The sequence below is a fragment of the Ferruginibacter sp. SUN002 genome, assembly GCF_050611725.1.
Lineage (GTDB): Bacteria > Bacteroidota > Bacteroidia > Chitinophagales > Chitinophagaceae > Ferruginibacter.
Genome location: NZ_JBODJB010000001.1, coordinates 29,672 through 51,956, shown reverse-complemented (window position 1 = coordinate 51,956; position 22,285 = coordinate 29,672). Strand labels below are relative to the sequence as shown.

22 protein-coding genes are annotated in these 22,285 nt (G+C 36.3%); 8 read left to right on the top strand and 14 right to left on the bottom strand.

Going from position 1 to position 22,285, the window contains the following annotated elements; all coding sequences use genetic code 11:
- Positions 1–207 precede the first annotated feature (207 nt).
- From ACQ33O_RS00210 to ACQ33O_RS00195, 4 genes are all read right to left on the bottom strand, one after another.
- Entirely contained in the window at positions 208–906 is a 699-nt protein-coding gene (locus ACQ33O_RS00210) for a tetratricopeptide repeat protein (protein WP_430993523.1), read from the bottom strand.
- A 197-nt stretch (positions 907–1,103) separates the two neighbouring features.
- Positions 1,104–1,838: a hypothetical protein gene (locus tag ACQ33O_RS00205; RefSeq protein WP_430993522.1), complete on the bottom strand. Its 735-nt coding sequence runs from the start codon at positions 1,836–1,838 to the stop codon at positions 1,104–1,106.
- A gap of 204 nt (positions 1,839–2,042) precedes the next feature.
- Positions 2,043–2,930: a hypothetical protein gene (locus ACQ33O_RS00200; RefSeq protein ID WP_430993521.1), complete on the bottom strand. Its 888-nt coding sequence runs from the start codon at positions 2,928–2,930 to the stop codon at positions 2,043–2,045.
- Positions 2,931–3,437: 507 nt separating this feature from the next.
- Positions 3,438–4,070, bottom strand: a complete 633-nt coding sequence (locus tag ACQ33O_RS00195) for a porin family protein (protein ID WP_430993520.1) — start codon at positions 4,068–4,070, stop codon at positions 3,438–3,440.
- Positions 4,071–4,483: 413 nt separating this feature from the next.
- Between ACQ33O_RS00195 and ACQ33O_RS00190 the strand changes: the two genes are divergently transcribed.
- Positions 4,484–5,596, top strand: a complete 1,113-nt coding sequence (locus ACQ33O_RS00190; RefSeq protein WP_430993519.1) for a hypothetical protein — start codon at positions 4,484–4,486, stop codon at positions 5,594–5,596.
- 58 nt (positions 5,597–5,654) lie between these two features.
- Here the strand turns inward: ACQ33O_RS00190 and glmS are convergent, their stop codons facing one another.
- The gene (glmS, locus tag ACQ33O_RS00185; protein WP_430993518.1) at positions 5,655–7,490 is read right to left on the bottom strand and encodes a glutamine--fructose-6-phosphate transaminase (isomerizing); all 1,836 of its coding nucleotides are present in this window, start codon (positions 7,488–7,490) and stop codon (positions 5,655–5,657) included.
- Between the two features lie 174 nt (positions 7,491–7,664).
- The gene (gene mgtE, locus ACQ33O_RS00180; protein WP_430993517.1) at positions 7,665–9,056 is read right to left on the bottom strand and encodes a magnesium transporter; all 1,392 of its coding nucleotides are present in this window, start codon (positions 9,054–9,056) and stop codon (positions 7,665–7,667) included.
- Positions 9,057–9,126: 70 nt separating this feature from the next.
- On the opposite strand from mgtE, the gene ACQ33O_RS00175 reads away from it, so the two are divergent.
- Positions 9,127–9,513, top strand: coding sequence for an SET domain-containing protein-lysine N-methyltransferase (locus ACQ33O_RS00175; RefSeq protein ID WP_430993516.1), 387 nt, complete (start codon positions 9,127–9,129; stop codon positions 9,511–9,513).
- Between the two features lie 51 nt (positions 9,514–9,564).
- Positions 9,565–10,113, top strand: coding sequence for a DUF421 domain-containing protein (locus ACQ33O_RS00170; protein WP_430993515.1), 549 nt, complete (start codon positions 9,565–9,567; stop codon positions 10,111–10,113).
- A 127-nt stretch (positions 10,114–10,240) separates the two neighbouring features.
- Here the strand turns inward: ACQ33O_RS00170 and ACQ33O_RS00165 are convergent, their stop codons facing one another.
- The 3 genes from ACQ33O_RS00165 to ACQ33O_RS00155 all read right to left on the bottom strand — a co-directional run bounded on the left by ACQ33O_RS00165 (position 10,241) and on the right by ACQ33O_RS00155 (position 13,043).
- Positions 10,241–10,777, bottom strand: a complete 537-nt coding sequence (locus tag ACQ33O_RS00165) for a YceI family protein (protein WP_430993514.1) — start codon at positions 10,775–10,777, stop codon at positions 10,241–10,243.
- Positions 10,778–10,868: 91 nt separating this feature from the next.
- Positions 10,869–11,915, bottom strand: coding sequence for a Gfo/Idh/MocA family oxidoreductase (locus ACQ33O_RS00160; protein ID WP_430993513.1), 1,047 nt, complete (start codon positions 11,913–11,915; stop codon positions 10,869–10,871).
- Positions 11,916–11,918: 3 nt separating this feature from the next.
- Complete coding sequence (locus tag ACQ33O_RS00155) at positions 11,919–13,043, bottom strand: C1 family peptidase (RefSeq protein ID WP_430993512.1); 1,125 nt, start codon at positions 13,041–13,043, stop codon at positions 11,919–11,921.
- A gap of 160 nt (positions 13,044–13,203) precedes the next feature.
- Here ACQ33O_RS00155 and ACQ33O_RS00150 point away from each other — a divergent pair, with 160 nt between their 5' ends.
- A complete protein-coding gene (locus ACQ33O_RS00150) occupies positions 13,204–13,644 on the top strand; it encodes a DoxX family protein (protein ID WP_430993511.1) in 441 nt (146 codons plus the stop codon).
- A 46-nt stretch (positions 13,645–13,690) separates the two neighbouring features.
- On the opposite strand, the gene ACQ33O_RS00145 is transcribed toward ACQ33O_RS00150, so the two are convergent.
- Positions 13,691–15,967 carry an aconitate hydratase gene (locus ACQ33O_RS00145; RefSeq protein ID WP_430993510.1) on the bottom strand — a complete coding sequence of 759 codons (2,277 nt, stop codon included), beginning with the start codon at positions 15,965–15,967 and terminating at the stop codon, positions 13,691–13,693.
- Between the two features lie 149 nt (positions 15,968–16,116).
- Between ACQ33O_RS00145 and ACQ33O_RS00140 the strand changes: the two genes are divergently transcribed.
- From ACQ33O_RS00140 to ACQ33O_RS00130, 3 genes are read left to right on the top strand one after another with little or no spacing between them, the layout of a single operon-like run.
- Positions 16,117–16,338, top strand: coding sequence for a PspC domain-containing protein (locus ACQ33O_RS00140; RefSeq protein ID WP_430993509.1), 222 nt, complete (start codon positions 16,117–16,119; stop codon positions 16,336–16,338).
- Positions 16,339–16,378: 40 nt separating this feature from the next.
- Positions 16,379–17,374: a helix-turn-helix domain-containing protein gene (locus tag ACQ33O_RS00135; protein ID WP_430993508.1), complete on the top strand. Its 996-nt coding sequence runs from the start codon at positions 16,379–16,381 to the stop codon at positions 17,372–17,374.
- 23 nt (positions 17,375–17,397) lie between these two features.
- A complete protein-coding gene (locus ACQ33O_RS00130; protein WP_430993507.1) occupies positions 17,398–18,387 on the top strand; it encodes a helix-turn-helix transcriptional regulator in 990 nt (329 codons plus the stop codon).
- Between the two features lie 228 nt (positions 18,388–18,615).
- On the opposite strand, the gene kdsA is transcribed toward ACQ33O_RS00130, so the two are convergent.
- Positions 18,616–19,437, bottom strand: a complete 822-nt coding sequence (gene kdsA, locus ACQ33O_RS00125) for a 3-deoxy-8-phosphooctulonate synthase (protein ID WP_430993506.1) — start codon at positions 19,435–19,437, stop codon at positions 18,616–18,618.
- A 321-nt stretch (positions 19,438–19,758) separates the two neighbouring features.
- Between kdsA and ACQ33O_RS00120 the strand changes: the two genes are divergently transcribed.
- Positions 19,759–20,283, top strand: a complete 525-nt coding sequence (locus ACQ33O_RS00120) for an outer membrane beta-barrel protein (RefSeq protein ID WP_430993505.1) — start codon at positions 19,759–19,761, stop codon at positions 20,281–20,283.
- A gap of 60 nt (positions 20,284–20,343) precedes the next feature.
- Here the strand turns inward: ACQ33O_RS00120 and plsX are convergent, their stop codons facing one another.
- The 3 genes from plsX to ACQ33O_RS00105 form a co-directional block, all read right to left on the bottom strand.
- Positions 20,344–21,285: a phosphate acyltransferase PlsX gene (gene plsX / locus ACQ33O_RS00115; RefSeq protein WP_430993504.1), complete on the bottom strand. Its 942-nt coding sequence runs from the start codon at positions 21,283–21,285 to the stop codon at positions 20,344–20,346.
- 89 nt (positions 21,286–21,374) lie between these two features.
- Positions 21,375–21,569, bottom strand: a complete 195-nt coding sequence (gene rpmF, locus ACQ33O_RS00110; protein ID WP_430993503.1) for a 50S ribosomal protein L32 — start codon at positions 21,567–21,569, stop codon at positions 21,375–21,377.
- A 27-nt stretch (positions 21,570–21,596) separates the two neighbouring features.
- Positions 21,597–22,145, bottom strand: a complete 549-nt coding sequence (locus ACQ33O_RS00105; RefSeq protein WP_430993502.1) for a YceD family protein — start codon at positions 22,143–22,145, stop codon at positions 21,597–21,599.
- Between the last annotated feature and the right edge of the window lie 140 nt (positions 22,146–22,285).

Sequence of the window (22,285 nt, the reverse complement as noted above, 5' to 3'; positions counted from 1 at the left end):
TTGGGCATAACGGGCAGGGCTTGCTGCAGGTTGGGAATTAGTATTCCGTCCGCCGACAACCGCTGGTGATTGAAAATATAAAGTTGAAATTAAGAATTAAAGTTCAAAGTTGTTTGCCCAGCCCGAACCAAAGCTTGGATATGCAAATGGTTGATGTTTGCTGGTCATGCCCAAGTTGCATAAAACCCTATTTTGCCTGCAGTAGTTTCACTTGCATACTTCAAGAATTTGTGTTTTTGAAAGACTGTCTCCATAAAATGCTCCTTGTCTAAATGCTTCACAAGCTTTGTCTTTTTTGTTTGCTGTCAACCAACAAAGTCCAATCATATAATTACTTTCTCCTAACTGATATTTTTGGTTGATGCAATTTTCGAAGTCATAAAAGGCTCTTTTTATTTGTCCAGTCGAATAATATGCTAAACCTCTTTCATAATATATTTCATAAGATGCAACATCAAAAGTGGCTTGCTCACCAAGTATTCCATTTTTGTTGAGGTCGAGTACAAATTGTGACCTTGAAGTGTCTAACGGATTTGAAATTCCTTTTGTAATTAATGCATTGTTATAGAACTCAATTGCTTCTTCAAATTTATTTTGTCTGTATTTACAAAGTCCAATGTAATAAAATGCAGTCGTGTTTTTATGGTCAAAGCTCAACAATTTTTTATAGTCGTTTATTGCAAGACTGTCTTCGTGAATGTTTTCATAACAAAGTCCACGTTGAATATAAGCCTCCTTCAATTTTGGATTTTTTTGAATTGCTTTGTCAAAAATTGGAATTGCAGCTTTATAATTTCCAGTCAAACCAATGTCGTGACCTTGCTTTAAATAATCGTCAGCAGATTTAAAGTCACAGCTTGTTAAAAAGATTATTGTCAGTATGTATAAATATGAACGAGGTGTCATTTTACTATTGTAGGCAACGACAGGGCTTTATGCAGGTTGGGAATTAGTATTCCGTCTGCCCATAACCGCTGCCGATTAAAAATATGTTGATGAAGTTAAGTACAAAAGCTGATAGATATTCGTCTGCTGGAACTGAAGATGGGATTTGCAAATAGCTGATGTCACAATGTCAAGCCCAACTTGCATAAAACCCAATGTTAGCGGAAGTTTATAAACTTGAAGCCATTTCCACTAAGTCTAAATATTTGGTCAATTTGTATAAGCGCTGAGTCCACAATAAGAAGCTTATAGTCTTCGACAATAAAATTGGTTGTTACATCACTATCACTCACAGTTATTGCAAAGGAGTTACATTCAATGTTTTTAGGTCTATAAACCCACTCTCGATCTGTACTCGTTGGTCCAGCCCAATGTTGAATCAAAATAGTTCTGACTGTATCCAGAGGTAGGTATATCCATTTCCTCTCTCTTGTATTAATCATTTGCTCCTTCCGATTGTTGATTCTAATACTTAGTCCAGGATAATACTTTTTGCCTTTATTAGTATAATTTAACTTAACCTGAATATGTTTATGATCTACCTTTTTCTCTTTAACTTTTATGAAAGCGCTATAAGGTTGATAACTGTCGAGAATTAAAGTGTCGTTTATCCTTTTCCATCGACCTGCAGCTGATCTCTTTAATCCAATAGCTGTCGTTGGATACGGAACAGGAAATTCTAACAAAAAGGTACCACTGCTGTCTAAGGTCAATGTTTTTTTCCCCCAAGTCTCGTTCATTCGGTCAACTTTGCTTGAAGTGTCGTTTACGTGTTTGAGATATCTTATTTCAATTCCTTCATACCTCCCATAAAGTAAGCTTGGTTGATTTGACTGACTGAATGAGCTTTTTGTAGAAAGTTCCAAAAGCAATAAAATGAGTAGATGTTTCATTCAGGAGAATTTCCGCTAACGTTCGAGGCTTGCCGCAGGGCTGGAATTGTTACTGTGTCTGCCCGGCAACTGAAGCCGATTGAAAAACTAATGTTGAAGTTAACAACTAAAAGCCAGATAGAATTCGGTCAAGCCCGATATTAGTTGATAGTAGTACAACTGCTGATTGTTATTCCGTCCGCCAGCCTTGCGGCAAACCTTTTGTTAGCCACAGTAGTTCTTGATTACGCTTGCCGCTTCACTTTTATAATCGTTATACTTTTTTTCAAAGAGTTTTATTTTATCCTGTGCATTTTCTTCCTTTGAATTAATACTTCTTGTCCCTTTGCCTATAAAATAAATGTAGTCGCTGCTTGTAATTACATAGCTTTTGAGTTTGGTATTACTAAAATCACAAAGAAATGTATTCGGCTTGGCTACTTCAAGAAATGCAAATTCTTTTGTTGAAAAGGTAGATAAACTTGCCATAATCTTTTTCAATTTTGTCAATTTAAGAACTGGCAAGAGTGCAGGGAATTCTGTCTTATTTGTTATAAACCCCAATGCAAGAACTTCTAAGTTTTCAATACCCTCTAAAAAATTAAAGTTTTCAATTGGTTGGCTCCAATCAAGAGTTCCGTCTATTTGTAAGTATCTTAAACTTTTCAATCCTTTAAGTCCGTCAAAATTTGAAACTCTGCGTAGATTCACCAATTGCAAAGATTTAAGTTTGTTCAACTTTAATAAAGGTGTCAAGTCTGAAAAGCCTGAAACATATTCAAGTATCAGTTCTTCTGTGTTAATTAAGTCTCCAACAAATTCAATGTCAACCGCTCTGAAAAAAGTCACTCTTAACCGTTTGAGATTTGTCAATTTGCGAATTGCTTGAACTTGCTCTTTACTGGGGTCTTGAAGTGTCAACTCTTCAAGGTTTGGGCAATCAAATACTTGTTCCCAATATTCTTTATCTTGACTTTTGCTGATTGTTAGGATTTTTATTTGGTCTTTATTTTGAATTTTAGAATTCGCAACAAAGGCGTATCTGTCTCTATTTGGAATTGTTGTCCAATAGTCCGCAGTCCTGTCTAAAAAATCTCCAAAGTGATATTTCATAATTTGTAGGGTGTCGCTCTACTATTGTGGCTAACACATAAATATATGATATTAAAAGTTACTGTCAAAAATCATAAAGGGTTAAAAACCAATTTTTTAGTGTTATACATTTTGTATTGTTTATAGCGCCAATCATATTTACCATTTCAGGTTATATTTCTCCAGAACCTATTCCCCATACGTTCAATATTGATGCCATCAGGTTGTATAGCCTAATCATCATAGGCATACATACCTATGGGTTACTACTTTGCCAACCCGTTCTTTATAGGCTCATTCGAAGTGTTTATTAGGTTCCTCCACCTATGAAGAATAGGTTTTTAATAGATGGGCAATAGGCTTACTTACCGATTTCGTATACGTTGGAGAGATCTGCAAACCAACTTAGCCAACCTATTGGCTACCAATAGAGGTGTAGCATGTTGTTATTTCAAAATAAGTAATTTATTAATTAAATAAAAAACACCGAACAAAGTCCGGTGCTAAAAGGTAATCAGGGAAAATAATTTATAATGTAAAACCAACCGCAAATTCAAAAGCCTGGTTTTTCCAACTCGTACTATTGTCTGCTGCCGTTACTTTACTCAATCCCATTTTATAACGGCCGCTGATATTAATAAAAGGCAATTGTATCCATAGGCCGCCAATGGCACTTAGTTCGCCATTTTTATATAGGTTGGTAACGGTATTGTTTTTAATGTTCTCTTCGTTTTTATTTAGTAAAATATTATACGCAGGGCCAAACTGTAGTTTTACATGCCTGCTTTGTCCAACATTCATATTGATCAATACAGGTATCTCTAAATAATTGAACGGTCTTCTGATCTGTACACCATCACGAAATGCATCGTTGAATATGGTTGGCAATTCATTGCCCTGCTCTGCAGTAGCCTGCACAAAATTTACTTCGGGTTGCACACCAAATCGTCTGCTGAAATTGATCTGTACAAAAGCACCTAGTTGATAATTATAATGAAAACTGTTTTTGAAAGATTGGTTCGGCGTTTTATTTACATTGAAACCGAGTTTTCCGCCGGCACGTAAAAAATTCTCCGTGTCGAGGTCATCTACCTTATTGCGTTGAGCAAAGCTGTTAAGTGTAGTAATGGCACAAAGTGCAAATGCGATCAGGAATTTCATGATATTGGATTTTAGTCTGCTCCCACGAATCCAAAATCGTACCAAAAACAAAAATTGTTAAAAAGTTGCGGCTATTTGTTGTGTATCATTTTGGGAACATAGCATAATGTAGAATTACTGATGTTGAGTTTACAGTTTGCAAATCCCGACTCGGCGGGAAGTAAAAAGCTTAATCGGAGTACCAACCCGAAATCGGGATGTAATCGATTTCGGGCGGCTTTTTTATCGTAAGCTCCTCCCTCGCTTACCTCTTTTTCCGCAAAAAAAAGTAACAATAGAGATACTTCGTTTGAATAATGCAGTATTTATATTGCCGATAATTTTTATTTAAGCTGATTAGCAAGAATATACCTTCCTGCACGTACAATAATTACCGAAAAGATTAACTACTTTGTTGGCTCAATAATTTGAGTATGAAAAAATTTATTAGCATTATTACTATTCTGTTTTTGTGTAGCCAACTGTCTGTTTCCGCTCAGGAAAGGCAAATTGGTAAAGGCACGTCTTTTATTTATGCAGTTAAGGAAGGTGCAAAAGGCTATAAAGTGGAAGCCACTGTTAAGGAATGGAACGAAAAGGGCAATGTTAGGATAGATTGGCGAGTGGTGGACTCAAAAGCAAAACCAAAAAGTTCGGTATTCCCTTATACTGCTGTTATGGAGTCCGGCTCAATTAATATTAAACCAACATTTGTAGATGAAAAACTCGGGAAATACGAAAGCCGCTGGCTGCTAGGTTATAATTTCTTTTACGATATGTACGACCTGGCTTTAGACATGACCGTTAGTGTAGATGGTGTATCCCGAACTTTTTCTCCTGATGAATATGAAACAGATAAAACGATCACCTATAATGGAGAAGATTTGTCGATGACCTATGCATTAGGGGTGTATGATCCGGGAGATACAAAAATTACACTTGGCTTGGTAGAATTTAATTATTCAACTGCATTTTTAGGTTATTATGCGGATGATAAGTTTTCTATTGAATTGCTTTCAATAAAAAACCCATTTGTAAAAAAAGAAACTCCAAAAGTAAAAGAAGAGCCGGTAAAAAAAGATGAAGTAAAAAGCAAAGAAGTTAAGCTTACCAAGATGGATGCGGCAAAGTTTGCAAAAGTGAAAATTAAATATCCACTTTTGTCGAAAGTTGATACTTATGACGCAACAGATGGAGGTAAGGTATCAAAGCCAATTACAGAAACGTATGAATATCGTATCACTTCGGGTAAAGCCAATCCGCCTTCTTTGATAGATTGTTTAACAGCCGATCTTAGAATTATTTATAAGCAGGCCAAGAACTTTAGTATTACCGATTTGGAGGCTATTGATGAAAAGTCATTTCCTGCGTCGGCGGTTAAAAAAATATTGAATGTATATATTACTATAGACTATATGAAAATACCCGGCTACAGGCCCTGGAGTAACTGGCGCTTTGTAAGAAGTTTGAAAGAAAAACAACTCGATCAACTTTCAAGAGAAGTAGAGGGTTATATTGCAAAATATGGGTTCCTTGAAAATTTATAGTAAGCCAATAAAAAAGGTTCGTATGTTTTACGAACCTTTTTTGTTTTATGATTTGGTGTTATTCTACCGTAACACTTTTTGCCAGATTTCTTGGTTTGTCTACATCAACCCCTTTTGCAATACCAACATAGTAGGAGAGCAGTTGCAAAGGAATGCAGCTTAATAAAGGAGCTATCAATTCATCTGCAGGTGGTACATAAAAAACATCATCAGCTAATCCGGGAATTACTTCATCGCCTTCAGTAATGATGGCAATTACCTTTCCCTTACGTGCTTTGATCTCTTGTATATTACTTACAATTTTTTCGTGATAACTATCTTTAGTAGCAACAAATACTACGGGCAGATCTTCGTCTACCAATGCAATAGGGCCATGTTTCATTTCTGCAGCAGGGTAACCTTCTGCATGTATGTAGCTGATCTCTTTTAATTTCAATGCACCTTCTAAAGCAATTGGGAAATTATAGCCTCTTCCTAAAAATAAAGAACTGGTAGCACCTTGATATTTAAGCCCGATCTTTTTAATGTCTTCTGCACTTTTTAATAGGGCTTCTACTTTTTCTGGTATTGCTTCCAGTTCAAATAATAAAGCATTGTATCTCTCCTGGCTGATCGTATTTTTCTCTCTGGCAATTTTTAATGCCATCATCATAATAACGGCCAACTGTCCTGTAAATGCTTTTGTTGATGCAACGCCAATTTCCGGTCCGGCATGCGTATAAGCACCACCGTTACTGATACGTGCAATAGAAGAGCCTACCACGTTTACAATACCAAAAATAACCGCACCTTGTTCTTTAGCATTTTCAATAGCTACTAAAGTATCTGCCGTTTCGCCACTTTGCGATATAGCAATTATGATATCGCCTTTATTGATGATGGGATTTCTGTATCTGAATTCAGATGCATATTCAACTTCTACGGGTATGCGGCATAATTCTTCAATCACATATTCTGCCACCAAACCTGCATGCCAACTGGTACCACAGGCTAAAATAATAATACGTTTTGCTTCTTTAAAAGCTTCCATATTATTTTGAATACCACTCATGGTGATGGTGCCTGCATTTGCGTCTAATCTGCCACGTAAGCAATCATGTATGGTGCTGGGTTGTTCAAAAATTTCTTTTAGCATGAAATGATCGTAGCCGCCTTTTTCAATGGCTGCTAATTCCATATCCAATTTGGTAATGAACGGTGTGATCTTTTCATTGCCTAAATTTTTAAGTACCAATGAATCAGGTTTTACAACGGCTAGTTCATAATCGTTTACATACACTACCTCTTTAGTGTATTCCAGCATTGGTGTGGCATCGCTGCCTAAAAAATGTTCGCCTTTACCAACACCTATTACCAGCGGACTACCTTTTCTTGCGGCAATAATTGTTTCAGGATCATCTTCATCAATTAATAAAATACAATAGGCTCCGGTGATTCTTTTTAATGCACTTCTAACAGCATCTTCCAGAGAGCAATCATTGTTTTTACGGATCTCTTCAATAAAATTCAATAACACTTCAGAATCCGTATCACTTTTAAAAGAATAACCTTTATTGAGTAATTCTTTTTTTATCTGTGCATAGTTTTCAATGATACCATTGTGTATCATTGCTAATTTACCACTTGCAGATTGATGCGGATGAGCATTCTTATCATTGGGTTCACCATGGGTAGCCCAACGTGTATGGCCTATGCCTATATTAGAGTGAAGGTCTTTGCCCAAAACAAATCCTTCCAGATCAGCAACTCTGCCTTTCTTTTTGTAAACTTTTAATCCGCCATTTAATAAGGCAATACCGGTACTGTCATAACCACGGTATTCTAATCTTTTCAAACCATTAATAACGATCGGGTAAGCCTCTCTTGGTCCCGTATAGCCAACTATTCCACACATATAATAATTTTTTTGAACCGAACAATAGTAATTTTAATCAACTTCATTGGCAGCGTTTATGCTGAGGAACTAAGCATATGCTTGTACAGTATAACTTTATCCGCCAATTATCGCCTTGCAAAATAATAAAAATGTAGCCAACTAATTGATTTTATGCAAAACAAGTAGCAGTAATTAAAGCAGTACACCTTTTAAAAAGGTATATGCAAAAGAAAAATATATGATAAGCCCGGTTACATCTACCAAAGTTGCTACAAATGGAGCAGATGAAACAGCCGGATCAGCACCTAGTTTCTTTAAAATAATGGGCAACATAGATCCGGTTAAAGTGCCCCACAAAACCACACCCAGCAAAGAGAACCCAACAGTGAAAGCTATTAAAACCTCATGGGTTCCATACACACCATGCAGAATATTTGCCCAAATGATCACCCTTATAAAACCAATAAGCCCTAAAACGGCTCCCAGCATTAAACCTTGTATGATCTCCCTACGCATTACCCTCCACCAGTTGGCAATGGTAATTTCTCCAACTGCCATTGCCTGAATGATCAAGGTAGATGCCTGTGAGCCGGTATTACCACCACTTGATATAATTAGCGGTATAAACAACACTAACACTACTGCTTTGCTTATTTCATCTTCAAAGAAACCCATTGCGGTGGCAGTAAGCATTTCTCCTAAAAATAAAACTACCAGCCAGCCGATGCGTTTCTTAAACAATTTGAACAAAGGCATTTCTAAATAAGGTTCATCCAATGCTTCGGTACCCCCGATCTTTTGTATATCCTCACTGAATTCTTCATTAGCTACCCAAAGTACATCATCGATGGTAACAATGCCCAACAATTTATTTGTCTTGCTCACTACGGGTAAGGCTACACGATTATTCATTTTAAAAGCCTCGTTGGCAACTTCCTGATCGTCTTCTGCAAATAATGTGATAGCCCTGCCATCCATGAGTTCATTTACTTTTTTATCAGGCGTAGCCATGATAAAATCTTTGATCCTGATATCATCTAAAAATTCGCCATGCTCGTTGATCACATAGATCACGTCAATGGTCTCACTGTTCTTAGCATATTTTCTGATGGTATTCAATACATCTTCTACCGAATCATTTTCATATACGTAAACATAATCCGGCGTCATCAACCTACCCACACTGCCTTCAGGATATCCTAATAATGATAAAGTAATCTTTCTTTCATCGGGATTCAATGCTTTTACCAACTCTCTTACGGCGCTACTAGGCAATTCACTTAAAAATGCAGTACGGTCATCTGCAGGTAATGCGTTCAATAATTCTGCAGTGGTAAAGGCCGGCAGATTTTTTATGATCCTTTTCTGATTGGAAAGCTCTAATATTTTAAACACACTGGCAGCCCTGTGAATAGACAAATGTCCCATGATCTGGGTCTCGTATTCTTCATTTTCATAGATCAATTCAGCCACATCACTGATATTCTGATGATTCAGGAATTCCTGTATCTTCAGTTTATCTTCTGAGGCAATTACTTCCTCAAAGTGTTGTTGTATTGATATTTCTTCTATTTCTAATGACATGACCGTGTTGTGCTTAATTTTGTCAGGGAAACGAGCCGCAATTTAACTCATTTAACTTTAATCAAACGTTATGATAAAATCATATTTGTACGTTGATAAAACTGACAATATGGGCAGGGGCGTTTTTACCCATGAACGAATACCCGCCAACACGATCATCGAAATGTCTCCGGTAATAGTGATGACCAAGGATGATAAATTGCACCTGGATAAAACATTACTGCATGATTATATTTTTGATTGGGGTAAGCAGCAGGATAAATGTTGTATGGCTTTGGGGTTAATTCCTATGTATAACCACAGCTATAAAAGCAATTGTGAATACATAATGGATTATGAAGATGATGTTATCTTTATTCAAACCGTTAGGGCTATAGAAAATGGTGAGGAGCTTACCATTAATTATAATGGAGATTGGAACGATAGTACCAAAGTGTGGTTCGACGTTAACAACTAATATACCTGCAAATCAATTTTAGAAAGTTAAATTTGATCATAATTAATAACGATGCCGGAAATATTTCATAATAATTATGTGCAGATCATTTTACGCTGCATTGCTGTGTATTTTTTTGTGATCATTGCCATTCGTGTTTTTGGGAAGAAGGAATTAGCACAATTATCAGTGATCGATCTGGTATTTATTTTATTGATCAGTAACTCGGTGCAAAATGCCATGGTAGGACCCGATATATCTTTGGCAGGAGGTATCATAGCTGCTACGGCATTGTTTGTAGTAAATTTTATTTTAAAGAAGATATTGTATTCAAATAAGAATGTGAATGAACTGCTGCAGGGTAAAGCAATTTTGCTCATTTATAAAGGAGAAATACAAACAGACAATCTCAAAAAAGCGGAGATAACCCTTGAAGAGCTGGAAGCTGCTGTAAGGGAGCATGGTGTAAAAGATTGTCAGCGAGTTGACCTTGCCATGCTGGAAGTAGATGGGAATATCAGCATCATATCAGATGATTTTCAAAATAAATCTGTACAGCCCTGTGCTGCAATGGGGCATAGAAAGAAACATAAATTCAAGGGAAGGCTGGGGCAGAATTAGAAAAGTGACTTAAGCTACAAGCTTCAAGCCGCAAGGGATAAGCAAAAGAGCTACAATCAGCATACTTGTCCCTTGCGGCTTGAAGCTTGTAGCTTTTTTGTCCCTTGCAACTTGCTGCTTGAAGCTATTACTGTTGTTCTATCAACTGTATCTCTGCACTGATCCTTACTTCGTCGCTAACAACAACACCACCTGCTTCTGTTACTGCATTCCATGTAAGTCCGAAATCTTTACGGTTGATCTTGCCATTGATGGTAAATCCTGCTTTTGTATTTCCGTATGGATCTTTTACAACGCCACCGAATTCAACACTTAATTTAACTTGTTTGGTTACATCTTTAATAGTAAGATCGCCATACAATTCATAAGAACCGTCGTTGTCTACGTTCTCGTATTTTGTTGCCACAAATTTTAATTTCGGATAAGTTGTTGCATCAAAGAAATCTGCACTTTTTAAATGTGCATCTCTTTGTTCTACGCCGGTATTGATCGAATCAATATCAGCAGTAAAACTGATGCTTGCTTTAGTAAAATCCTCATTATCGGTTTCTACTGCTGCATTAAAAATATCAAAACTACCTGTCACATTAGTGATCATAAGGTGTTTGATCTTGAAAGTTACTTCGCTGTGTGTTGGGTCTATAGCCCATTTTTTAGTTGCCATGATGTTTAATTTTCATGCAAGATACAAAAATCAATGTTTAAACATCGAATTTTTAATAAAATATTTGTTAACATTAAAAATGTGCTCTTTTTTAGAGGGTTATTGCTGCTTTTATTTGATTGCTTTGAATGGCCGTTTCAATGATCCTCATTACATTAATGCCGTCGTCAACCGTTACGGGCATTGGGTTTGAAGAGGAGAGGCCTTTGTACACACCATCATAAAAGTCGTAATAATTGCCGTTTAATGTGGGGATTCTTTCACGAATAATTTTTCCGTCTTTTTCTGTATGTAATAAGCCTTGTTCACTTTCCGGCTCCGCTCCCCAGTCGGTTGTGTTAGGCTTCATGCCTTTTAACAGAGAGGGTTCCTGAATATCCCCACGGCTTTTTAAGAACGAACCTTTTGTGCCGTGAAAAACGTAGGAGGGTAGTGGTTCTCTTACAATATAACCTGCCTTTAATCTTATTCTGAATGTTGGATAGTATAATAAAATATCGATCCAGTCATCTACTGAAGATGTTTCTCTGGTAATGCGGATATCTGCAAACAATGATTCCGGCATTCCGAATAAACATAAAGCCTGATCAATTAAATGTGGTCCAAGATCTTTTAATATACCTGCACCGGGGCCGGGTATTTCTTTATGGCCTTTTGGGCTTAACGCTAAATTATATCTATCAAAATGAATTTCGGCTTCATTTAATTTACCCAACAATCCATCCTTTAAAACTTTTTGTACTGTTTTAAAATCGCTGTCCCATCTTCTGTTTTGAAAGACTGCAATTTTTTTATTTTGTTTTTCAGCAATGGCTTTTAATTCTTTCGCTTCTTCCACCGTTGTAGTAAATGCTTTTTCTACAACGATATGTTTGCCTGCTAATAATGCTTGTTTTGCATAATCATAATGTGTATACGTCGGTGTATTTACTATGATCAACTCTATTGTTTCATCTGCTAATACACTTTCTAATGTTGGATACGATATAGTTGAAGGATAATGTTCCTGAATACCTTTTGTACTTCTTTCCCATGCACCTGCCAATTTAAAGCCCGGATGTAATTCTATAAAGGGAGCATGAAAAACCCTGCCTGACATACCGAAAGAGAGGATTGCAGTTTTAATTGTTGTCATCATAATTTATTTTATCTGCATCGGATGGAGGATAAAAGAATATTTGTAGTCCAATGCTACTTTTAAAAGGGTAATGCTAACTGTGTTCATTGCAAAATAATCTTCAGACATATACAAATAACCTTTTGACGGTCCGATTTCTCCCCACGAATTTTTGACTTTATAAAATGTTTTGCCTTTTTTCGTTCGCACAGTACCAATGATATGCATTACATGATCTACCGTAGTAGTTAAATTCTGATATAATCTTGTTCTTTCGGTTTCATCCCATTTGATCTCTTTCATATCAGGATTGATGTTGTCATACTGCAAAGAGTCATCAAGGTTCAATGCTAATCCACTATATGGCATAAAATGATTATTTGACACATCGCCATTCCATAATACAGTATATCCATGATGGATGGCACTATTAGTAATATTGAGTAATGTTTGTAATCCTACATTATAATATAATCCGTTACTCCAGTTATAAGGGCTTTCAAGAACAAATGAATTATAGTAAAGATGATGTGTGAAAGAAGTAATTGTAATATAATCTTTAGGATCCGCTTTTAGATATTCTTCTGCGTATGAGAGGGCAGTATACATTTTTCCTCTGTACCAAAAATCTCCAACAGGAGCTTTGCCTAATTTTTTATCTAACAGATCAATGTAATGATCTAACCAGTTGTCGGGAATAGGTTTGTGCTCAATCAAACTGTCAAGGTATTTTTTTAATTGATTGTACAATGAGTCGTGATTGAAAAAAGTTTCTCCATTTTGTAATCCAGGATATATACTTCTTGGTACTGCACCGTATTTACGGTATGAATTGAGCAGGTCATGTGCTTGGCTACCCTGGCTGAATTGAGTTGCTCCCTGACGTAAAATGTAGTTCTTAGCTTTTTCAATATAGATATTTCTTGCAGTGAACATTTCACTTACCTCTACTGTCGAATCTTTATTAATACAACTGCTTTCTATAAGCGAAGTAGCTGCAAAGCTCCAGCAAGTGCCACTTTCGGCCTGGTTTTTAATTTCTGTGGCTTTATTGATCTTGCTCGGAATAAAATAATCGTCCAGTTGTTTTTGAGCAAAAGCATTTATAGAAATTATTGTAAAAAGAATAGTCGTTAATTGTCTGATCATTCAACAAATTTTAATAAAACTACAATTTTTTAAAATAGTGTGAGTATAAAATGACACGTACAATGGAATGTTAATATCGAAAAAGTGCATAAATTTTACTTGACCAGAGCTATTATGTTTTGTAAATTCATAGTAGTTATTCATTACAAATTCATCTGTTATGAATCTGTTGAGTCAAATAGAAAAATGGAGTTCTACACATCATCCTAAATGGTTGATATTTTTAAGGGTGATATTGGGGCTTTGCCTCTTTGCAAAAGGCATTTCTTTTTTGGGCAACGATGTTCTTCTGCGTCAAATAATGGAGGGAAGCGGATTAGGGACCAGCCCTTGGTTAGCACAATTTATTGCATGGGCGCATTTACTTGGTGGTTTCCTTATCATTGTAGGATTGTTTACAAGAATGGCTTGCCTGATACAAATACCAATATTATTGGGTGCAGTTCTTTTTGTACACTCTAGATCCATTGTGATATCGAGTAGTACTGAATCATTGTTGAGTATAATTGTTTTATTTCTATTGGTCGTTTTCTTTATTGAAGGAGGAGGTTGGATATCGCTTGACCGTCATTTTAATTTTAACAATGCTAAGGATAAATAAAAAAGGCTATCAAATTTGATAGCCTTTTTTATTATAAAATTGTTGCTTAATTGTTTGAAGCAGCAAATTCTCTTCTGATAATGTTTAATGCACCACCAGCTTTAAACCATTCGATCTGTTGATCGTTATAAGTATGATTTACCTGGATGGTTTCACTGCTGCCATCTGCATGGTTCAATACCAATTGCAATGGTTTGTTTGGAGCAAACGCTAACAAACCTTCGATGTCAATGGTATCATCTTCCAAAATCTTATCGTAATCTTCTTTGTTAGCAAAAGTTAATGCCAACATACCTTGTTTTTTCAAATTGGTTTCGTGGATACGAGCAAAAGATTTTACCAATACAGCTCTAACACCTAAGTGACGAGGCTCCATAGCTGCATGTTCTCTTGATGAACCTTCGCCATAGTTTTCATCACCAACAACGATAGTGCCAACACCGGCAGCTTTATAAGCTCTTTGTGTGCTTGGCACAGTTCCGTATTCACTGGTCAATTGATTTTTTACGCTGTCAGTTTTTTCATTGAAAAAGTTAACCGCACCGATCAACATATTGTTGCTGATATTATCCAAATGTCCACGGAATTTTAACCATGGTCCTGCCATACTGATATGATCGGTTGTACATTTTCCTTTTGCTTTGATCAACAATTTTAGTCCTTTAAGATCAACACCTTCCCATGCAGCAAATGGATCTAGCAATTGTAAACGTTTGCTGTCAGGAGCAACTTTCACTTGAACACTACTTCCATCTTCAGCCGGTTTTTGATAACCTGCATCTTCAACAGCAAATCCTTTTACTGGTAATTCAAATCCTGTTGGCGGATCTAATTTTACTTGTTCGCCTTTATCATTTGTAAGCGTATCTGTTAATGGATTGAATCCAAGATCACCTGCAATAGCCATTGCAGTAACGATTTCAGGAGAACCTACAAACGCAAAAGTATTAGGGTTACCATCAGCACGTTTTGCAAAGTTTCTGTTGAAACTGTGAACGATGGTGTTTTTTTCTTTTTTCTCTGCACCAACTCTGTCCCACATACCAATACATGGTCCGCAAGCATTTGCAAATACTGTAGCACCAATTTTATCAAACACACCAAGGAAGCCATCTCTTTCAATAGTGTAACGAACTAATTCGCTACCCGGAGTAATTTTAAATTCTGCATTTAATTTTAATCCTTTATCGCTTACCTGTTGCGCTAAACTAACAGCACGACTGATATCTTCATAAGAAGAGTTTGTACAACTACCGATCAAGCCAACTTCAATTTTTGTAGGCCAGCCATTCTTAGCAGCTTCTTCTTTCATTTTAGAAATAGGCGTAGCAAGATCCGGAGTGAATGGTCCGTTTAAGTGTGGTTCTAATGTATTCAGATCGATCTCAATTACTTGATCGAAATATTTAGCCGGGTCAGCATATACTTCAGCATCACCGGTTAAATGTTCTTTGATAGCATCTGCAGCAGCAGCAATATCTTCTCTGCCTGTAGATTTTAAATAACGGCTCATGCTATCATCGTAACCAAATGTAGAAGTAGTAGCACCGATCTCAGCACCCATATTACAAATGGTTCCTTTACCTGTACAGCTCATGCTTGTAGCACCTTCACCAAAATATTCAACAACAGCACCAGTACCACCTTTTACAGTAAGGATACCGGCAACTTTTAAAATAACATCTTTAGGAGCAGTCCAGCCATTTAATTTACCGGTTAATTTTACACCGATCAATTTTGGCATTTTAAGTTCCCATGGTAAGCCAGCCATTACATCACAAGCATCAGCACCACCAACACCAATAGCGATCATACCAAGACCACCAGCATTTACAGTGTGGCTATCTGTACCAATCATCATACCACCCGGGAAAGCGTAATTTTCCAATACTACCTGATGAATGATACCTGCACCCGGTTTCCAGAAACCAATGCCGTATTTATTACTAACCGATGCAAGAAAATCATATACTTCACTGCTTTCGCTAACAGCTCTTGTAAGATCCGTTTTGCTATTCTCTTTAGCTTCGATCAAGTGATCACAGTGTACCGTACTTGGTACAGCTACTTTTGCCCTTCCACTTTGCATGAACTGCAATAAAGCCATCTGAGCAGTTGCATCCTGCATGGCCACACGGTCCGGTGCAAAATCAACATAATCAGCACCACGGCTGTATGCTTTGCTGGCATCACCTTCGGTAAGGTGAGCATATAATATTTTTTCTGTAAGTGTTAGAGGTTTACCTACAACTTTACGGGCAGCTGCAATTCTGCTACCGAAGTTGGCGTATACCTTTTTGATCATTTCGATGTCAAAAGCCATAGCTAATTACAATTTTGGGATTATGATTTGAAGAATAGATTGGAAAAAACAGGATACCTGCTTATTTCATTTTGCAAAATTACAACAAAACAGTCAAGCTAAGACAGGAAATTTGTAGGTTATTTCTATTATTTTTTGTAAATTGGGCTATGAATCGATTGAAGCATTTTATCGAATGGCATGTGTTTGGAGTTTGTTCGGCAATCGGTGAGCGGATGGGTATTGCAACTTCAACCATCAGGAAATACTTTATATACATATCTTTTATGACGATGGGGTCGCCCCTGATAATATATTTATTCATCGCTTTTTGGATGAACATTAAACGATATATCCTCAATGCAAGACGCAATCCGTTAAGATACCTTTAACAGTTCAGGTCTCATCAGTTTCTACCTTCAACTTTTTCTCATGGTTGTGTTCAATATACATCATACCAATTACCAAAAGCTGTTGAAAGATCTTGCTTTCACCTTAGGCATTCCATATAAGAATGAGGATTTTGTAATTGTGAATGAGCCGGTTGGTAAGGGTGTGATCAAGGTCTTTAGTTTATTCGATGAATTGCAGGTTTTTTTGATCGATGCAGTTTTCAATAATCCAATATTAACCATACGAGAAAAGTCGGATGAGCAATATTATATTCTTCATTTTGATGATATGAAGATCACCGATACATTTAAGTTTACGGTTGAAGAAGAAATATTGCAAAAAACAAATACGGTACATTCAGTTGCAAGGCTTACCAGTAATCTTTTTAAAAACACAGAAGAGATTCCGGCTGGCATCAATATGAAATCCGTTAAAATACTTTTCAACAGAAAGTGGCTTAAAAAATATTTGGGCTTAGATAGTGATGCAGAGGTTTTACAAAAATATCTATCTCTTAAAACAGAAAGTTTTGATATTGAAAAATTAGATAGTGAATATCAAAAATTATTGAATGACCTATGGCGGATAGAAAAAGATAATCCGCTGAAAAATGTGTTCTTACAAAACAGGGTATCGTTGCTAGTTGAACGTTTTTTTTCGAAATTATTTGATAAAATGTCATTACTGCAGGGCAGATTTGATATAAACCAAGACGATATCAATCGTTTGATAAGAGTGGAGCAAATACTGGTAAATGATTTTAGCGAACAGCCTCCTACAATCGATGAGTTTTCGAGATTGGTATCGATGAGCACAACTAAGTTGAAAAAGAGTTTTAAAAATTTGTATGGCGATAGTATCTATGCATATTATCAGAAACTGCGACTGCAAAAAGCCAAAGAACTATTGGTTACGGGAAAATGCAATGTAAAAGAAACAGCAGAAGCTATAGGTTATAATAATCCTTCTAATTTTATTGTTGCATTTAAGAAACAATACAAAATATCTCCTGGAGATATTGTTGCAAATAATTAATACTGTTGTAACATTGCTCTTTTATGTTTTATCTCAACTATACACATAAGGATTATTATGCGTTTTTGGCCGATCTGGCAAAAGCGGTAGGCGCATCCGTTAGTGAAGATAACAGATTAGACTTTCCGACTTCTTTTGCCGATGGTTACAATAAGGTAATTACTCTACCTAATGGTTTACAGGCATATATTATTAGTGTTACATTGAATCAGGATTTTTGTATAACAAGAACAAAATCACCCGATGAATTTTATGCATTGAGATTTGATGAGATAAAAATAGCGGATAAACTAACGGTGAAATTCGGCAGAGAAGAATTGTCAAGTTCAGTTTGGCAGAGCCGATCGGCTGTTTTACTAACCAGTTCTTTACTCGATTTTGGTTTTGCTTTAAGTAAAGGAAGCGCTATTAAAAGTATCAACGTACTTATCACTAAAGAATGGCTTGCCAAATATTTAGGGATAGACTCCAACGACAATGTGATACAGAAATATCTTTCTCTGAAAACCGCCAGCCTTAATTTTGAACCATTTGATACAGAATACCGTTTTCTTTTGAATGAGGTACTGGAAGCGGATAGGAATAATAAACCGTTGAAAAGTGTAATTATTCAAAACCGAATAATGCTTTTAATAGAAAGGTTTTTTACACGACTTTATGAAAAGATCGACCCTAAAAACTTTCGTAGCAGCCTAGATGATGAAACGATTCAACAATTAATGAATGTAGAGTCGGCATTGGTAAGAGATTTTTCTGTGGCCCCACCCACTATTGCACAACTGGCGAGACAAGCTGCTATGAGTGAAACTAAACTTAAAACGCTTTTCAAAAAGATATACGGATTAAGTATATATGAATATTATCAAAAGAACAGGATGCTAAAAGCAAATTCTCTATTGGTAACTCGTAAATATTCTGTGAAAGAAGTTGGTTTAATGTTGAATTTTAAAAACCTGAGCAACTTTACGATAGCTTTTAAAAAAGAATTTAATATTCTGCCCAGCGATATATAAAACCTATATATTTTACCGAGAACGTTTGCATTAATATGACCTTTGCAATTATTGAACTGTCTGAATAAGGTATTTTTTAGAAGTACACTTAGTGTACCTTGCACACGAAAGAAAATTGCTGCCAGCAAAAAATATTTCCGCTTTTATTCAGTCTGTGAATTACCAATAGATTTTTTGATTATTGATGGTTTTTGATGTAAGAAATTGTCCTGCCCTTGGCGGGACAATTTAGTTTACAGCCTTTTTTAGGCGAACCAGTTTTTCCAATAATGGTTCGAGTAAGTTTAAAGGCAACATATTGGCACCATCACTTTTGGCGACCGACGGATTGGGGTGTGTTTCAATAAACAAGCCATCTGCCCCGGTTGCAATAGCAGCTTTAGCAATGGTTTCAATTAATTGGGGGTTGCCACCTGTAACGCCGCTTGTTTGATTGGGTTGTTGTAAGCTGTGTGTGCAATCCATTATTACAGGTACATTATTTTCTTTCATCCAGGGAATATTTCTGAAGTCAACTACAAGATCCTGGTAGCCAAAAGTATTACCTCTATCTGTTAGCATTATTTTATTATTACCTGCATTACGTACTTTGTCTGCAGCGAATTTCATTGAGGGGCCGCTTAGGAACTGTCCTTTTTTTACGTTGATGATCTTTCCTGTTTCTGCGGCTGCAATTAAAAGATCGGTTTGTCTGCAAAGAAATGCAGGGATCTGAAGAATGTCTACATACTGAGCTGCTAAAGCAGCTTCGGCAGCGGTATGAATATCTGTAGTTGTAGGAAGAGAGAACTTTTTTCCCGTTTTTTGTATCAGTTCAAGTGCTTTTTCATCCCCAATTCCGGTGAAAGAATCGGCACTGGTTCTATTAGCTTTTCTGTAAGAGGCTTTAAACACATAAGGTATCGATAATTTTTTGCAAATACTCGAAACTTTATCGGCAATTTCCATTACTACCGTTTCATCTTCTACCACACATGGCCCGGCAATTAAAAAAAAGCTATTGCTATCATATGTTTGGGCCTCAAATAGATCTCCTAGATATTTTTCCATGCGTCAAAATTACTGATTTAACCTGTGAAATAATTGTACCCGGTCAATATAGCTCGGTATTAATTAGGCGCTTTATAACTAGCGCTTATTTTATATATATAATTTTATAAATATGTTTTTTTTATTTAATGCAACTTTTCAACAAATGCCATTTTTCTGTTGAAAACTACCAAAAATTGATCTTTATACCCACTTTAGGGTATAAAGATGATATAAATTATATTAATCTTTGCATATTGCTGCATATCGAAAACAACCTCATGGGTTTGCCGTAAACTTGCAGTAATGATTTTACACATTAAAAACCAAAAATCAAGTAACATGAAAAAAGTAATCTTAAGTTTAGCGATTGTGGCTTTGGCTACAGCAAGTGCTAATGCTCAAACCGAAAAAGGAACCTGGTTATTAGGCGGTTCTGCAAGTTTTGCATCTGAAAAACAAAAACCAGCTGATGCGGTTACCCGTGTAAATATATCTCCGGCAATTGGTTATTTCGTTGCTCAGGATATTGCTGTAGGTGCAGGTATCGATTTGTCATCAGTAAAAGATTCTTACACTCAATTTGGCTTTGCGCCATTTGCACGTTATTATTTCTTACCAATTGGTACTAACGCAAAATTATTTGTGAATGGTAAATTTGGTTTCGGTAGTTGGAAACCAAAAACTGGTGATTCAGAAAGCTTTACAAATTGGGAATTATCAGCTGGTCCTGCATTCTTCTTGAACAAAAGTATAGCTTTAGAAGTTGCACTTGCTTATGGTTCAGAAAAATGGAAATCAGATTCAGATCCAACAAACTCTTTCGGATTAAAAGCAGGTTTCCAAATTCATTTAGGTAAAAAATAATTCTACCTATTAATAAAAAAGCCCTCTGCATTTACAGAGGGCTTTTTTATTTTCTTAAGTTTATGCAGTAAAGGCTGCTTTCATCTTATCTATTAATGCTTTTTCCAGCATTCGTTGTGCGGTCATGATCATACTTTTAAACGCTATTGCATGAGAAATACCATGTCCGATGATAACGGGTTTGTTTACACCTAATACCGGAACACCTCCATACATTTCGAAATTAAATCTTTCAAAATGTTCGTCGTGTATGCCTCTGCGTTGTACTATATCATGAATACTTTCGGCCATTTTCAATACTACATTACCTGTAAAGCCATCGCAAACCATTACATCGGCTTTGTCTATTAAGATGTCCCTTCCTTCAATATTGCCGATAAAATTTATTTGTGTATTTTCTTTTAGTAAAGGATAAGTAGCTTGTGCCAAAATGTTTCCTTTACCTTCTTCTTCTCCTAAATTGATAAGACCAACTTTGGGATTGCTGATGCCTAAAACATGTTCTGCAAATAATGATCCCAATATTGCAAACTGATTCAGGTTTTCAGGTTTACAATCTGCATTGATACCTGCGTCGAGCAATACCCCTAATTTTCCATTTTCTCTTGGCATATAAGCACCAATGGTAGGGCGGCTTACGCCTTCAATAGCTTTTATGCTGAACAAAGAACCCACCATCATTGCACCGGTATTACCTGCGCTAATAAATGCATCTATTTTGCCGGTGGCCAATAAATGAAAACCGATAGCGATGGATGATTGTTGCTTTTCTTTTAATGCCTTGGTAGGATGCTCCTGCATTTCTATTACCTGTGATGCATGAACAACTGTAATATTTTTGGGGTCGATGGAATTTAATTCAAGTAACTCATTGAGTTTTTGCTCATCCCCAATTAGGGTGAGTTGTACAGATGTCTGCACATCATTCATGAATAATGAAATTCCTTTTACGGCTTCTAAAGGGGCGTAATCGCCACCCATCATATCAATACCTATATTCATGGGATAAAAGTAACGAATAAAAAAATTCTAAACCCCAAACTATTTTAGTCTGGAATTTAGAATTTCGGAATTAATATTTTTAGGAAATACTAAGCTTTTAATGGAGCTTTTTCAGCTACAACCTGTCCTTTGTAGTACAATTTACCTTCACTTACATGAGCACGGTGACGTACGTGTGTAAGGCCGGTAGTTTTATCTACAGTTAAAGTAGTTTCTGATGCTTTATAATGCGTCCTTCTCTTTGCACTGCGTTGCTGCGAATGGCGTCGTTTCGGATTTGGCATGACTTCTTATTTTACGTTGTTAATTATTTAATTTTTGTTTTCTTTAAATTGATCAAGGTCTTTCCAGATATTATCGGCATTTTGGCCGCTGTACTTAACCTCCATTTCTTTTAGCTTTTTCAATACTTCCAAATTGCATTTCTCACCTCCAAACTCTTCTTCACTGCATTTTTTTTGATTGGGAATACTCAGCGTTACAAACTCGAATATCCAATCATTTAGCTGCAAATGGCTTTCTGTTCTTGAGATGTAAAAAACATCCGGATCATCTTCCTGATCGTTCATCTCTTCAGGATTATCAACCATTTTAACCAGCATATTGAACTCATCCCAAAGATCTTTGGTAAGGGTGTTGCCGCATTTATCGCAAACAACATCTGCTTTACCGCCAATTTCAAACTTGAGTAAAAAAAAGCTATTCTTTTTATCTAACTGAAGCTTTACCGTTGCATTGCAATTAGCAAAGTCTCTATTGTCAATTTCGCCAAAGAACTCATCATTCACTTCGTACGTAAACTCGTGAATACCAGGCTTTAAACCTACAAATGCTATCTCAAATGCCTTTCTTTTTCCCATTTCCGCTGGTTTAAAGGACGGCAAAGGTACAAAAAAAATTGAATTATAAATTTTGAATTTTGAATTAAAATACAAAAAGATAACTTAGCTTGATACTTTGGGGATTAACCTCTTTTAAATTGGGCTTTATTCATTGTTAT